Source organism: Vibrio sp. HB236076 (assembly GCF_040957575.1).
GTDB lineage: Bacteria > Pseudomonadota > Gammaproteobacteria > Enterobacterales > Vibrionaceae > Vibrio.
The window spans coordinates 2,538,751-2,551,957 of the sequence record NZ_CP162601.1 but is presented as its reverse complement, the minus strand read 5'-3'; the positions used below and the strand labels follow the sequence as shown (position 1 = coordinate 2,551,957).

The following is a 13,207-nucleotide window of genomic DNA, read 5'->3' as shown; positions in this document are numbered from 1 at the left end:
AAATTACAAGCCCAAGCAGGAAGAATGTGCGACTTAACGCAAAATGACTTCACTGACAAAACGGCTGCCAAAGTAACCCAATGTTAGAATCGCACTGCCGGAAACACAGAACCAGGTAACGAGACGCCCACGCCAACCACGTTGATAATGTCCCCACAACAAGATCAGATACACCAACCAAGCGACAAAAGACAAGATGGCTTTATGCGCATTTTCCTCGGCATAGATACCTTGCACGAACAAATAGCCAGTGAGTAGTGTACCGGTAAGTAAAACCGTACCTGCGATTAAAATTTTAAAGAGTTGCCTCTCAACCAACATCAAGGGTGGCAAATTGGGGTTAATTGCCAATGCCTTTTTGCATTTTAATTTGTGGTCAAGCCAAGCTAACTGAATGGAGTACAAGGCGGCAACAATAAGAATACAATAGGACGTTAGGGCCAAACCAATGTGGAGTAATAATTTGGCGTCATCTTGTAAATGCTTCCCCACCGTCACTGGCGTGAAATTGGCCGCGAGTAAATTGACAACGGCAAAGGCGTAAACAATGGGTAACATAAACCACAAGCGGTTTTTGAGCATAGAGCTACTCATAGCAAAACTGATGATAAAGCTCATGAGAGAAGCCACGTTAAGGATACTTAAATTATTCACCGAATCAGCAAAAATCAGATCGAACATCAACCAAGCGTGAAAAACCAATGCCAGCATGGCACAAGTAAAAACGGTTTTGACTTTGATCCCAGTTTGGTGCGCCAAAGCAGGAACAATATTGGCAATGGCGAGCAAATAAAAAGCCGATGCTGCTAAAGCGATGAAGTTATCCATGAATGTTCGCTTACTCTTATTGTTACGATAAAAACTCAAACCACCATCATAGCAAGGAGTGCGCCTAGATACCTATAAATTCTTTATATCGATCGGGTGAAATTTAGGTGTTCTATCCCCATATCAATTTGTATGGAATACAGAGATGGGTATGACTTCCAGTTTGGCTAGGTTATACTCAATGCATTGTCGCAGAACGAAGCGAAGAGAGCAGCATGTTTGATAATTTAACGGATCGTTTATCCAAAACGCTGAAAAACATCAGCGGTAAAGGTCGGCTGACCGAAGATAATATAAAAGAAACCTTGCGCGAAGTGCGAATGGCTTTACTTGAGGCCGATGTTGCCTTGCCGGTGGTTCGCGACTTTGTCAAACGCGTCAAAGAGGGCGCCGTTGGGGTTGAAGTATCGAAATCACTGACCCCAGGCCAAGAGTTTATTAAAATTGTTCAGGCCGAGCTAGAAGCGGTGATGGGTGAGTCAAACGAAGCGCTCAATTTGGCCGCCCAACCGCCAGCCGTTATTCTGATGGCGGGTTTACAAGGTGCCGGTAAAACCACCAGTGTCGGTAAACTGTCGAAATTGCTGACTGAAAGAGATAAGAAAAAAGTGCTGGTGGTCTCCGCCGATGTTTATCGCCCTGCAGCGATCAAACAGTTGGAGACCTTGGCATCGGATGTTGGCGTTGACTTTTTCCCGTCGAGTCCTGATCAGCAGCCCATTGATATTGCCAATGCGGCAATCGACCACGCGAAACGCAAGTTTTACGATGTTCTACTTGTCGATACCGCAGGGCGTTTAGCCATTGACGAAGATATGATGGCTGAAATTCAGCAGCTTCATCAGGCGATCAACCCCGTCGAAACGCTCTTTGTCGTTGATGCGATGACAGGTCAAGATGCGGCGAACACCGCAAAAGCCTTTGGTGATGCCTTGCCATTAACCGGTGTGGTTTTGACTAAGGTTGATGGCGATGCTCGTGGTGGTGCGGCGTTATCTGTTCGACATGTCACGGGTAAACCCATTAAGTTTTTAGGGGTTGGTGAAAAAACCGATGCCCTGGAGCCTTTCCACCCAGATCGCGTTGCTTCGCGAATTTTGGGCATGGGAGATGTGCTTTCTTTAATTGAAGACTTACAGCGCAATGTCGATCAAGATAAAGCCGAAAAACTGGCCAAAAAATTCAAAGAGAAGAAAGGCTTTGATTTGGAAGATTTTCGTGAGCAACTCGGTCAGATGCAAAACATGGGTGGCATGATGGGTATGATGAATAAACTACCTGGCATGTCTCAACTGCCTTCGGATGTGAAGGACAAAGTTGACGATAAAATGTTTAAGCAAATGGAGGCCATCATTAACTCCATGACAATGAAAGAAAGACAACACCCTGATGTGATTAAAGGATCGCGCAAAAAGCGTATTGCTGCTGGCTCTGGAACTCAAGTTCAAGACGTCAATCGCCTATTGAAGCAATTCACACAGATGCAAAAAATGATGAAGAAAATGCAAAAGGGCGGCATGAAAGGCATGATGCGCAATATGCAAGGCATGATGGGTGGCATGGGCGGTGGCGGTGGTTTTCCACCGTTCGGACGCTAATTGATACTCGCCTTTTGCCCATCTGGTCGAAGGGCACAAAACTCTAGTGAAAATGAAAGTATGCTAACGCTTTCTATCCCCGTTACGCTTGAATGGAATATTTGGCTAAAAAATAACGCCAAGACTTGCAAAACCCATCAATAAGAGTAAAATTCGGGGGCTTCAAATTGGCACGAGACCCCAAACAGCCATTAACGCGCTTTTTGGGGTTAATTTTATTATTGAGAAAGCAAAGAGGACGACATGGTAACCATTCGTTTGGCACGTCACGGCGCTAAAAAGCGTCCATTTTATCAAATCGTAGTAGCGGACAGCCGTAATGCGGCAACTGGCCGTTTCATCGAGAAAGTAGGTTTCTTTAACCCTACTGCAACTGGTCAAGAAGAAGGTCTACGTTTAGACCTCGATCGCGTTAACCACTGGGTTGGTCAAGGCGCATCACTTTCTGATCGTGTTGCTAAACTAGTGAAAGACGCTCAAAAAGCGGCTTAATTCTTCGGAAGTCATTAGTTTATGTCGATGCAAGGTAAAGAAACAATGAGCTCATCAGCAGACAAAGTCGTGGTCGGTAAGCTGGGTTCGACGTATGGAATTCGCGGGTGGCTTAAGGTTTTTTCCTACACAGACAATGCGGAAAGTATTTTTGATTATCGTCCTTGGTTCATTAAGCAACAAGGAAAATGGGTTGAGTTAAACGTCGAAAGCTGGAAGCGCCATAACAAAGGTATGGTCGCTAAGTTAGACGGTGTAGAGATGCGTGAAGACGCTCACTTACTGACTAATGCTGAGATCGCCATTAACCCAGATGTATTGCCGGAACTGTCAGAAGATGAATTCTACTGGCGCGAATTATTTGGTATGCAAGTAGTGACGACAAACGGTTACGACCTCGGTGTGGTAAACGATATGCTCGAAACTGGCTCCAATGATGTTTTGGTCGTACAAGCGAATATTAAAGATGCTTTTGGCAAAAAGGAGCGGTTAATTCCGTTTCTTGAAGAGCAAGTGATCAAAAACGTTGATCGCAATGCTCAACGGATCGAAGTTGACTGGGATCCTGGGTTTTAATTTCAAAATCATTAATGGGTGAACCAATGTGGGTTGGCGTTATTAGCCTTTTTCCCGAAATGTTTCGCAGCATTACGGATTTTGGAGTGACTGGCCAAGCGGTTAAAAAAGGATTGTTGAATGTTCAGGTGTGGAATCCACGCGATTACGCGCTAGATAAGCATCGAACAGTTGATGATCGCCCCTATGGTGGTGGACCAGGCATGCTCATGATGGTACAGCCTTTGCGCGATGCCATTACGGATGCAAAAGCCGCAGCACCGGGAAAGACGAAAGTCATTTATCTCTCGCCACAAGGTCGCAAACTCGACCAACAAGGCGTTGAGGAACTGTCGCAAAGCGATAATTTATTATTGATTTGTGGCCGTTACGAAGGGATAGATGAGCGCATTATTCAGTCTCACGTTGACGAAGAATGGTCAGTGGGAGATTTTGTAATGACGGGAGGAGAACTTCCGGCAATGACGTTGATTGACTCTGTCTCTCGGTTTGTACCTGGAGTACTCGGTGATATCGCGTCTGCTGAAGAAGACTCTTTTGCTAACGGCTTGTTAGACTGCCCGCATTACACGCGCCCTGATGTGTTAGATGGATTGCCCGTACCAGAGGTATTGCAGTCCGGTAATCACAAGGCAATCCGTCGCTGGCGACTTAAACAGTCGTTAGGTCGCACTTGGCTTAGAAGACCAGAGCTCCTGGAAAACCTAGCTCTGACTGACGAACAGGAACAATTACTGGCGGAGTTCATTAAAGAATACCGCGAACAGTAACCTATTTTATTTAGTATCAGTTTATTCTAGGAAATATAGAAATGAGTAATATCATCAAAGCTCTTGAGCAAGAGCAAATGAAGCAAGACCTACCAACTTTCGCACCAGGTGACACTGTTGTGGTTCAAGTTAAGGTAAAAGAAGGTGACCGTGAGCGTCTACAGGCGTTCGAAGGTGTCGTTATCCGTAAACGTAACCGCGGTCTACACTCTGCTTTCACAGTTCGTAAGATTTCTAACGGTGAAGGTGTTGAGCGTACGTTCCAAACTCACTCTCCAGTTGTGGATAGCATTGAAGTGAAACGTCGTGGTGCAGTACGTCGTGCCAAGTTGTACTACCTACGTGATCGTTCAGGTAAAGCGGCTCGTATCAAAGAGAAGCTTACTAAGAAGTAATGCTATCGCAAATAGCGTTCTCATAAAAAAGCGGAGCTCAGGCTCCGCTTTTTTTATTTTTGTTGCATTATCACTTAACGGCAGGACCTGCAATCAGCAGGGGATCACAGCTTAAATTGGTCGCTATTCAGACCAACCGTCAGCATCAGACATATCTGGCGCGCCAGGAATACTTTTTTCTTCATCTGCCCACTCACCAAAGTCGATCATTTGGCACTGTTTACTGCAAAATGGTCGATAGGGGCTAGTGCTATCCCAAGTGACCGCTTGCTGACATTGGGGGCATTTAACGTGAATGATTTTCTTCATGTGTTTGTATGGTTCTCTTTAACTGCAGACCGCTAATTCAAAGTCGATATCTTGAGTGCTTGCTTGCCCATCGTCAAAATTAATGAACTTAATCGCAAAGCGATTTTTGTGACCAGATATCATTGGATAGGCACCAAAATGGCTTGGGATGGCGAGGCGTAAAATATTGGCCTCACTGGCATCACTTTGAAAGAAACCCGCTTGAGCCATTTTCTGTTGATAATGACCCGTCTCTCGGCATAGTTTTAACCACAATTGTAAGGCACCACTCAACCCGGTCAAGCTATCGAGCCAACGTTGAGAGTCTTGTTCTTTTTTTTCTTCTTCACCTAGCCAAAAATGTAAGGCTGGAAGATCAAAGCAACACGCTCCTCCTGGTAGGCTAAAGCGTTGACGAATGGAGCTTAAAAAGCCGTCTTCTTTTAATTGTTGGCCAATACGAGGCTCACTCATTAATTGACGATGAGCATGATCAATGTCATCGAGCAATTGCGTTAACATTGCTTGATCGACACCATCGACACCGATCCAGAGCCGATACATTTGACGTTGCTTTTCCAAATCTTTGGCCAGTTCACTTTTAAGGTGAATTTGCTCAAAAATTTCTAATAGGTCGAACAGAGAGCGAAAGAATATTTGGTATTGATAGGCATCGTTAAGTGGCGCAGAGGTTTGCGCTTGCTTTAGGAGGTGTTCGACTCGCAAATAAATGCGAGTTTTTTCATTTAAAGGGTGTTCGAAATTATGGGTATTCATCTTCGCAAGCCTTAGTGTAACTCCCTGCTATTGTCGCGCATTTTGGGTCGCCATATCTAGATACAACTGATGAAGTAATGTGATTTGTTGCAAAAGTTCAGTTATATCTGCTTGATTATTAATCACGTCATCGGCGACGGCGAGTCTTTGTTCACGACTTGCCTGAGCGTCAATAATACGTTGTGCTTGCTCGGAGCTTACACGATCGCGCTGAATGACTCTTTGCCGTTGGCAATCTGTGTCGATATCCACAACCAAAACCCGCTCGCACAACGACTGTAAATGGTTTTCGACTAATAATGGCACCACTAACAATGTGTAGGAAGAGGTGGTTTTTTCTAAGTCTGCCAACATTTTTTCTCGAATCATAGGGTGAAGCAATTGATTTAACCATAACTTGTCATCCTGAGATTGGAAAACTCTCTCTCTTAATGCTCGGCGATTTAAATGGCCATCTGAGTCGAGAATGTCTGAGCCAAAATGTTCTTTTATGGCACTAAGCCCAGGAGTGCCCGGCTCGACAACTTGACGGGCGATTACGTCTGCATCAACGATATCGATCGCAAAGTGTTGGTGAAATAAATTGGCAACCGTGGTTTTACCACTGGCGATACCGCCGGTTAATCCAATGACATAACTCATAATCAATACCCCAAAATCAAGTGAGTGTAAGCCGATACAATGTCTTCTCCCCAGAGCAGGAGTAATGCCCCAGCAAAGGCTAAGCTTGGCCCAAACGGCATCGGTTGCTGTATATCCCCTTGGTGTTTACGCAGTAAAATCAGTGCCAAAAACAGCCCCGAAAATGAAGCAATTAATAAAATAGGCAGTAAATACAGGCTGCCGACCCAAGCCCCTAACGCCGCCAGCAATTTAAAATCTCCGTAGCCAAGCCCCTCCTTTCCAGTGATAAGCTTAAATGCCCAATACAAGGTCCACAGCACCAAATAACCCGCCATCGCACCGAGTAGGGCGTGTTCTAACGACACGGGAGATATGCCTAAGTAGGCCGCTAAAAGCCCAGCCCACATGAGCGGTAAAGTGATGGTGTCCGGCAACAGAAAAGTATCCCAATCGATCAAAGCAAGGACGAGTAAACTGTAAATCACGCCGCAGTAAGCAAAAGCGAGTAGTGTCCAATCGTACTTAAGAAAAATGGCAAGGGTTAACATCGCACTGATTCCTTCGACCAGCGGATAACGCCAACTGATTTTACTTCGGCAAGCATGGCAACGCCCGCGCAGACACAAAAAGCTGATGAGAGGAATGTTGTCGCGAATGCGTAACGGAGTTTGACAATGAGGGCAATGAGAACGGGGCAAAGACAAGGATAAAACGGGCTCTTGTGATTCTGAAACCTCGCTTGGAAAGCAGTTGCGCAGTTCTTGTCTCCATTGGTTTTCCATTATTTTCGGCAGCCTTACAATGATAACATTGAGGAAGCTGCCAATAATTAACCCGAATAGACTCGATAGGGCGATAAACCAAATAGGTGAGGCGGAAAAATAAGTCATAGTTGAAATCATGTTTAAAATCAGAGCCAAGGGTTAGATTATTACATTCATTAGATTAAAGATAGGCATATAAAGGGCCATAATCATGAAAGCAATAAGCGCACCCAAACCTAAGATCAATGTCGGTTCAATCAGGCTTATGATGCGCTGGGTTTTTTGTTCGATTTTGATTTGGTAGTTTTTCGCCAGTTGAGTCAACACTCCGGCTAAGTCACCGCTATTTTCCCCCAATTCGACCATGGCGATCATGTCATCGGGAAAGTGGTGCTTGGTCAATTGTGTGGAAAAAGCGTGCCCTTGCTCTAGAGCTTGGACGATGGCGGTGATTTTCTCTTGCTCAATCGGGTTGTGTACTGTGTCTTGTAGTGTTTTTAATGCTTGGCTCAACGCAATCCCCGCAGACAGCGTTATGGCGAGCGTGGCGCACAATTGACTGTAGTATTGAGTGGCCATTAAGTTGTTGAGCAAGGGGGTGACAGAGAGTGCTTTTGCCACTAGCCGTTGCAGTGATGGGATATAATTGAGCATCAGCTTAAATGAAAAAAATAAGCTGACAAACGCCAAGAATCCCCAAAGGCTGTATTGGGTTGCCCAGCCACTTATCGCCAGTAATTTCATCGTCAACCAGGGAAGATCGTGATCAAACTGGGCAAACATTTGAGCAAAGGTTGGCACCATTTTTGTTAGCATCAAATAGGTAATAAGCAGCGCAACTGACAATACGATAAGAGGGTAGCGCAAGGCTTGAGCGAGTTTTTCTTGTCGTTGTTGTCGGCCTTGATAATACTTTGCGAGACGTTGACACATTAGGTCAAGTTGGCCGGTTTGCTCTGCGATGTAGAAGTACTGATAGTCGCTCTGCGGCCAAGTCGGCGTGCTGATTTGTAAGGCTTGAGAAAAAGAGCACCCGTTTTCTAAATGCGTGATCCACTGCTGGAGTAATTGCTGGCAATGCTGACGTGTTTGTTGTTGTTTTAAGAGTTTTAGGCTAGGCAGCAAGGCTAAACCGGACTGCAGCAACAACGTTAATTGACCAATCAATTGAGTGCGATCGCGGGGGCGTACGGAATGACGATAGTATTCCCAGCGTGAGACTGGGCGCTTTTTCACCTCGTGAACCGTAATACCTTGTATGGCGAGAAGGCGGGTTATGTCTTGCTCATTGTTGGCTAATTGTCGACCTTGGTGAAAATTCAATTGCCGATCAAAGCCCTGCCATTCAAACCAGGTGGCTTTGCGATGCTTCATGATGCTTCTCTCCCTGCCAGGTGATGTAGACCTAAAACGCGATCGACCTCGGCGTGTGAAGTGAGGCCTTGTTCTAATGCTTGTTGGGCACTTTGTTGTAACGTCCACCACGATTCTGCTGCGATATCTGTCTTGCGGTCACATGCTTTTAAAGCACTTTGGTCAATGATTTCATACAGAGCAAGTCGACCGTGATAGCCATGCTGGCAATTGGCGCACCCCTCAGGGTTGGCCTGAAAATAGGTGCCAGGGCGATGGAAATGCCCATCGCCAGACGCGGGGGGCGAGCCACTGTGAATACGACAATCGGGACAAAGGCGACGGACTAAGCGCTGCGCAACAATCACAAGCAGTGTTTCGTCAAGGAGGTATTTCGCTATGCCCATATCGATCAGGCGGTGGCGACTGGCGAGTACGCCATTGGTATGTAATGTCGATAAGACCAAATGACCCGTTTGTGCCGCGCGAACGGCGGTCTTTGCCGTTTCTTCGTCGCGGATCTCACCCAGCATTATCACGTCAGGATCTTGCCTTAGCATGGCTTTGAGCGTGCGAGCAAAGTCGAGCCCAATGGCGTTTTGTGTGGCAACTTGATTGATACCAGGGATGGCCATTTCTATTGGATCTTCAACTGTGGTGATATTGCGTTGTGGGTGATTGAGTTCACGCAAAGCCGAATATAAGGTGACGGTTTTGCCACTGCCTGTCGGGCCGGTAATGAGGATCAATCCCTGAGGTTGATACAAGGCTTGCTTGAGTAAATCAAAAGCCAGCGAGGGTAGGTTTAACTGCTCTAACCCCCAATGAAGCATGTTTTGATTAATCAATCGCAAGACAATTTTCTCACCGTACAGGGTGGGTAGAGTCGCAATGCGAATATCAATATTCTCACCTCGAGAGGGTTGATAAGGGAGTCGGCCGTCTTGTGGGCGTCGTTTTTCTGCCAGATCCAATTCGGCAAGTACCTTTAATCGCGCGCACAGTTGCTCGTGTTGTTCTCGTGTTACTCTTTGCTGAGTGAGCAATAATCCTTGTTGTCGCCAGCGAATTTGCCCGTATTCTTGCAGTATTTCGATATGGATATCAGAAACTTGCTGAGTAATGGCCTGTTCGAGCAGCCGCTCAAAAGCGGTGAGGTTGTTGGACAAGGCTTGGTGGCGCTCTTGTGGCGGCTCGTTAATTTCCCGGTCGTGATGGGACAAGGCTTGTCGATAGTCTTGGTATTGGTACTGGGTTAGCGTCTGCCATTCAATATCTTGATGACAAATAAACGCCAGTTCTTTGAGTTCACTGTCAGTGGCTTGAAAAACGCCGCCCAAGCGCAAAGCCTTGGGCGTTTGTTGAATGGGGATCACAGGTTTGGCTAAGTGCTCGAGCTTTTTTAACCAATAGGACAAAGTGCGTTCGGGTAAGTCCTGGTCGTGATATGAGTGAGTCGGCATCAGTCATCCCCTCCGCTTTGAACTGGGCATGCATCGGTGGCTAGGTCGTCGTCACTGGCGAGACACTGCCAGCCAACATCATTGCGCAGCATCGTGATGGTAGTACCTGCCGTATTGGCGCCAGACTCACCAAAGGTAAAAGTCATTTGATTGTCACCGCTGATACTCAGCACACCGCTGCTAAGACGGTTGGCTTGAGTACCCAGCGCAGCAAACACTTCGTTTTGTTTTTCAGTGGTAAGCGCTCCCGAGTTTTGATAATAAATCTCTGCCGGGGCTGTTAACGCTCGAAGTGTTGCGACGACAGCAGCCGTTTCGCTGCGCTTGAGGTAGTTTTGGTAAGAGGGCAAAGCAATAGAAGCAAGTGCGCCAATGATGGCGACGACGATCATAAGCTCAACCAGGGTAAAGCCACTTTGGAAGCGAACTATGGTCGGCAGGCGGTGGGAAGAGTGTTTGTTAAGCGCCGATGGGCGAGAGGGGTTAGGGACTGTCATGATTTTTCCTTACTCGTTTTTGGTCTCAAGGAGACTTTAGAAAGGCAAAATCGTATCTTCGAGGGGCGGCGGCAAGAGTTGCCAGAAAAGAGCATAACAACTGGCACTTTGTTACGCTCTCTAAGGTGTAGACCCTGTGACTTAAACGGGATTTACGACTGAATTCTCATCGATAAATCCATGGCTTTTAGATGCTTAGTTAAAGCGCCAACCGAAATGTAGTCAACCCCAGTTTCTGCGTATTCGACTAACGTTGCTTTGGTGATGTTACCTGAGTTTTCCAATGCAGCACGGCCAGCGTTTATCTTTACAGCTTCTTTCATCATCTCGGTGGTGAAGTTATCAAGCATAATGATATCAGCACCTGCATCAATGGCTTCAGAGAGCTCTTGCAAAGATTCGGTTTCGACTTCGACGTATTTATTCGCGTGGTTGCGTTTTGCTGTCTCGATCGCTTGTCGGATCCCGCCACAAGCAATGATGTGATTTTCCTTGATCAAGAAAGCATCAAAAACACCGATGCGATGGTTGACACCGCCGCCACACTTTACGGCGTACTTTTGGGCATTGCGCAAGCCCGGGATGGTTTTGCGAGTATCGAGTAATTTACATGATGTGTGGGCAATCAATTGGCTGTATTCATGCGTAACCGTTGCGCAGCCCGAAAGGGTTTGAATGAAATTCATCGCCGTGCGCTCTCCGGTAAGTAGAGCACGGGCGGGGCCTGATAGAGTGCAAAGCGTTTGATTTTCTTCGACAGCATCACCGTCGTTGACATGCCATTCAATCTCTATTTGTTGACCGAGCTGCTTAAAGACCTCATCGGCCCAAGCTTGACCACAAAAGATACCTTTCTCACGGGTGATAATCGTGGCAACATGTTTCACATCGGCAGGAATCAACGCGGCGGTGATATCGCGATCTGCATCGACTTGACCACCTAAATCTTCTTCGAGTGCTTGACGTACCGTTCTTTCAATGTCGAAGGGCAGTTGTTGACTGAGGTAGCGAAAGCGTTCTTGATTGTTGTGTGAGTTTTTCATGGTATTTGGGCTAGAGGTTAACAGTAGATGAAAAGTGAATCATACCTTTGCCCAATAATAATTTCAGCAGTTAATTTGTAGTAGAGAACTCAGATGCCTTTTTCGATTCAACAAGGTTGGTTAACCCCAGCTCATCATCGTCCATCGCCTTTTTACAACGCACGTCCAGAGGGAACAGAGATTGACTTACTCGTGATCCACAACATCAGTTTGCCCCCTGGTCAGTTTGGTGGTCCTTATATCGAGCACTTATTTCTCGGCACGTTGGACCCCAACGCGCACCCATTTTTTGCCGCTATCGCACATTTACAAGTGTCTGCTCATCTCTTGATAAGACGCGATGGCGAAGTAGTGCAATTTGTTGATTTTAATCAACGAGCATGGCATGCGGGCCAATCACAGTTCGCGGGCCAATCTCAATGCAACGATAACGCCATCGGTATTGAACTCGAAGGCAGTGATTGGGTCGATTACACTGAGGCTCAGTACCGAGTGTTGGCCGATGTCAGTCATGCGATATTAACCGAATTTCAGGCGATCACTCCGGAGAGAATTACCGGACATCAATACATTGCCCCATTGAGAAAAACTGACCCTGGCCTTTGCTTTCAATGGCCTAGGTATCGGCGCGAGGTAAAACTTCGCCAGCGAGATGCGAGTCGCAACAAGTAAGAATTTAACAAAAAAGCAACAAAGTTTGCAGTGAGAATCGTTCATTAGTCATATTATATCAGTAAAATTCAGATTAAATGGCATTGAGTAAAGCCGGGTATTAAACCGGTGTGAATGAGATTATTAACTTCATCAATCAAAGCGGGCTCTGGGTTAACGTCGTGTTTATAAACGAGGTGAAATAAAGTTTTAACTGGACACAGATGCTGAAATTATGTTAATTTTTAATATCATTTATAAATTGGTCTTACCAATTTACATTCATGGTGAAAAGAACAATAAATTATGGCTTACCAACGGATTCGTCAGCCGAAAATTTCTGATGCAATTGAACAAGAATTAGAACGGTTGATCGTTGAAGGGACATTAGGTCCAGGTCAGCGTTTACCACCGGAAAGGGAATTAGCAAAACAGTTTGATGTTTCTCGTCCTTCGATTCGCGAAGCAATTCAGCGCCTAGAAGTGAAACGTTTGCTGACTCGTCGACAAGGTGGTGGTACTTTTGTAAGTGAAGAAGTGTGGACGAATTTTTCTGACCCGCTTCTCAATTTGTTGTCGACCCACTCTGAAACACAATTAGACTTGCTGGAATCCCGCCATGCAATGGAAGGGATTTCGGCGTATTTTGCTGCGCTCAGGGGAACAGAAGAAGACTTCGTTCGCATTCAAGCTTGCCTGTCACGTATCAAAGATGCACAAGACAAAAAAGACATAGAAGAAGAAGCCTCACAGGTAATGAGCTTTTTGGTTGCTTTGACCGAAGCGGCACATAACGTTGTGTTGCTTCATATCGTCCGAAGCTTAGCGCCTTTGTTACAGCAAAATGTATTAGAGAACTTAAAACTTTTGCACCGCCGTCAAACTGTGGTGGAAAAGGTTAGTAAGCACCGAGCCAGTATTGTTGAGGCCATTGTCTCTGGCCAGCCTGAAGAGGCGAGAGAGATGTGTCACACCCATCTGGCTTTTATTGAAGAAACATTGTTGGATTTGACGCGAGAAGAATCTCGACGTGAGCGATCTTTGCGACGAATTCAGCAGGGCAATGATTGATAAGATAATTGCTTAAT

At 46.0% G+C, this 13,207-nt stretch carries 16 protein-coding genes; 7 read left to right on the top strand and 9 right to left on the bottom strand.

What is annotated here, in order from left to right; all coding sequences use genetic code 11:
- Window positions 1–33 precede the first annotated feature (33 nt).
- Window positions 34–828, bottom strand: coding sequence for an inner membrane protein YpjD (locus tag AB0763_RS11155; RefSeq protein ID WP_306100612.1), 795 nt, complete (start codon window positions 826–828; stop codon window positions 34–36).
- A 215-nt stretch (window positions 829–1,043) separates the two neighbouring features.
- Here AB0763_RS11155 and ffh point away from each other — a divergent pair, with 215 nt between their 5' ends.
- The 5 genes from ffh to rplS all read left to right on the top strand — a co-directional run bounded on the left by ffh (window position 1,044) and on the right by rplS (window position 4,659).
- Window positions 1,044–2,426, top strand: coding sequence for a signal recognition particle protein (gene ffh / locus AB0763_RS11150; RefSeq protein WP_306100613.1), 1,383 nt, complete (start codon window positions 1,044–1,046; stop codon window positions 2,424–2,426).
- A gap of 243 nt (window positions 2,427–2,669) precedes the next feature.
- Complete coding sequence (rpsP, locus tag AB0763_RS11145; protein ID WP_117233716.1) at window positions 2,670–2,918, top strand: 30S ribosomal protein S16; 249 nt, start codon at window positions 2,670–2,672, stop codon at window positions 2,916–2,918.
- Window positions 2,919–2,939: 21 nt separating this feature from the next.
- Window positions 2,940–3,494, top strand: a complete 555-nt coding sequence (gene rimM, locus AB0763_RS11140) for a ribosome maturation factor RimM (protein WP_306100614.1) — start codon at window positions 2,940–2,942, stop codon at window positions 3,492–3,494.
- 26 nt (window positions 3,495–3,520) lie between these two features.
- Window positions 3,521–4,264: a tRNA (guanosine(37)-N1)-methyltransferase TrmD gene (gene trmD / locus AB0763_RS11135; RefSeq protein WP_306100615.1), complete on the top strand. Its 744-nt coding sequence runs from the start codon at window positions 3,521–3,523 to the stop codon at window positions 4,262–4,264.
- Window positions 4,265–4,305: 41 nt separating this feature from the next.
- Window positions 4,306–4,659 (top strand): 50S ribosomal protein L19, encoded by a 354-nt coding sequence (rplS, locus tag AB0763_RS11130; protein WP_306100616.1) that lies wholly within the window; start codon window positions 4,306–4,308, stop codon window positions 4,657–4,659.
- Window positions 4,660–4,782: 123 nt separating this feature from the next.
- Here rplS and yacG read toward each other — a convergent pair whose 3' ends face one another.
- The 8 genes from yacG to nadC all read right to left on the bottom strand — a co-directional run bounded on the left by yacG (window position 4,783) and on the right by nadC (window position 11,468).
- Window positions 4,783–4,968, bottom strand: a complete 186-nt coding sequence (gene yacG / locus AB0763_RS11125; RefSeq protein ID WP_306100617.1) for a DNA gyrase inhibitor YacG — start codon at window positions 4,966–4,968, stop codon at window positions 4,783–4,785.
- Between the two features lie 18 nt (window positions 4,969–4,986).
- Window positions 4,987–5,724, bottom strand: a complete 738-nt coding sequence (zapD, locus tag AB0763_RS11120; RefSeq protein ID WP_306100618.1) for a cell division protein ZapD — start codon at window positions 5,722–5,724, stop codon at window positions 4,987–4,989.
- A gap of 27 nt (window positions 5,725–5,751) precedes the next feature.
- Window positions 5,752–6,366 (bottom strand): dephospho-CoA kinase, encoded by a 615-nt coding sequence (coaE, locus tag AB0763_RS11115; RefSeq protein ID WP_306100619.1) that lies wholly within the window; start codon window positions 6,364–6,366, stop codon window positions 5,752–5,754.
- 2 nt (window positions 6,367–6,368) lie between these two features.
- A complete protein-coding gene (locus AB0763_RS11110) occupies window positions 6,369–7,238 on the bottom strand; it encodes an A24 family peptidase (protein WP_306100620.1) in 870 nt (289 codons plus the stop codon).
- Window positions 7,239–7,271: 33 nt separating this feature from the next.
- Window positions 7,272–8,486, bottom strand: coding sequence for a type II secretion system F family protein (locus tag AB0763_RS11105; protein ID WP_306100621.1), 1,215 nt, complete (start codon window positions 8,484–8,486; stop codon window positions 7,272–7,274).
- Window positions 8,483–9,928, bottom strand: a complete 1,446-nt coding sequence (locus AB0763_RS11100) for a GspE/PulE family protein (protein WP_306100622.1) — start codon at window positions 9,926–9,928, stop codon at window positions 8,483–8,485. Before AB0763_RS11100 ends, AB0763_RS11105 begins: the two co-directional genes overlap by 4 nt.
- A complete protein-coding gene (locus AB0763_RS11095; protein WP_306100623.1) occupies window positions 9,928–10,425 on the bottom strand; it encodes a pilin in 498 nt (165 codons plus the stop codon). The genes AB0763_RS11100 and AB0763_RS11095 overlap by 1 nt, the downstream gene beginning before the upstream one ends.
- A 152-nt stretch (window positions 10,426–10,577) precedes the next feature.
- The gene (gene nadC / locus AB0763_RS11090; protein WP_306100624.1) at window positions 10,578–11,468 is read right to left on the bottom strand and encodes a carboxylating nicotinate-nucleotide diphosphorylase; all 891 of its coding nucleotides are present in this window, start codon (window positions 11,466–11,468) and stop codon (window positions 10,578–10,580) included.
- 93 nt (window positions 11,469–11,561) lie between these two features.
- On the opposite strand from nadC, the gene ampD reads away from it, so the two are divergent.
- The gene (gene ampD, locus AB0763_RS11085; protein ID WP_306100625.1) at window positions 11,562–12,140 is read left to right on the top strand and encodes a 1,6-anhydro-N-acetylmuramyl-L-alanine amidase AmpD; all 579 of its coding nucleotides are present in this window, start codon (window positions 11,562–11,564) and stop codon (window positions 12,138–12,140) included.
- 285 nt (window positions 12,141–12,425) lie between these two features.
- Window positions 12,426–13,190, top strand: coding sequence for a pyruvate dehydrogenase complex transcriptional repressor PdhR (gene pdhR / locus AB0763_RS11080; RefSeq protein ID WP_306100626.1), 765 nt, complete (start codon window positions 12,426–12,428; stop codon window positions 13,188–13,190).
- The last annotated feature ends 17 nt before the right edge of the window (window positions 13,191–13,207 follow it).

Bases quoted from the DNA above. Each gene is read 5' to 3' on its own strand.
- AB0763_RS11155 (WP_306100612.1), bottom strand. From the start codon at position 828: ATGGATAACTTCATCGCTTTAGCAGCATCGGCTTTTTATTTGCTCGCC.
- ffh (WP_306100613.1), top strand. From the start codon at position 1,044: ATGTTTGATAATTTAACGGATCGTTTATCCAAAACGCTGAAAAACATC.
- rpsP (WP_117233716.1), top strand. From the start codon at position 2,670: ATGGTAACCATTCGTTTGGCACGTCACGGCGCTAAAAAGCGTCCATTT.
- rimM (WP_306100614.1), top strand. From the start codon at position 2,940: ATGTCGATGCAAGGTAAAGAAACAATGAGCTCATCAGCAGACAAAGTC.
- trmD (WP_306100615.1), top strand. From the start codon at position 3,521: ATGTGGGTTGGCGTTATTAGCCTTTTTCCCGAAATGTTTCGCAGCATT.
- rplS (WP_306100616.1), top strand. From the start codon at position 4,306: ATGAGTAATATCATCAAAGCTCTTGAGCAAGAGCAAATGAAGCAAGAC.
- yacG (WP_306100617.1), bottom strand. From the start codon at position 4,968: ATGAAGAAAATCATTCACGTTAAATGCCCCCAATGTCAGCAAGCGGTC.
- zapD (WP_306100618.1), bottom strand. From the start codon at position 5,724: ATGAATACCCATAATTTCGAACACCCTTTAAATGAAAAAACTCGCATT.
- coaE (WP_306100619.1), bottom strand. From the start codon at position 6,366: ATGAGTTATGTCATTGGATTAACCGGCGGTATCGCCAGTGGTAAAACC.
- AB0763_RS11110 (WP_306100620.1), bottom strand. From the start codon at position 7,238: ATGACTTATTTTTCCGCCTCACCTATTTGGTTTATCGCCCTATCGAGT.
- AB0763_RS11105 (WP_306100621.1), bottom strand. From the start codon at position 8,486: ATGAAGCATCGCAAAGCCACCTGGTTTGAATGGCAGGGCTTTGATCGG.
- AB0763_RS11100 (WP_306100622.1), bottom strand. From the start codon at position 9,928: ATGCCGACTCACTCATATCACGACCAGGACTTACCCGAACGCACTTTG.
- AB0763_RS11095 (WP_306100623.1), bottom strand. From the start codon at position 10,425: ATGACAGTCCCTAACCCCTCTCGCCCATCGGCGCTTAACAAACACTCT.
- nadC (WP_306100624.1), bottom strand. From the start codon at position 11,468: ATGAAAAACTCACACAACAATCAAGAACGCTTTCGCTACCTCAGTCAA.
- ampD (WP_306100625.1), top strand. From the start codon at position 11,562: ATGCCTTTTTCGATTCAACAAGGTTGGTTAACCCCAGCTCATCATCGT.
- pdhR (WP_306100626.1), top strand. From the start codon at position 12,426: ATGGCTTACCAACGGATTCGTCAGCCGAAAATTTCTGATGCAATTGAA.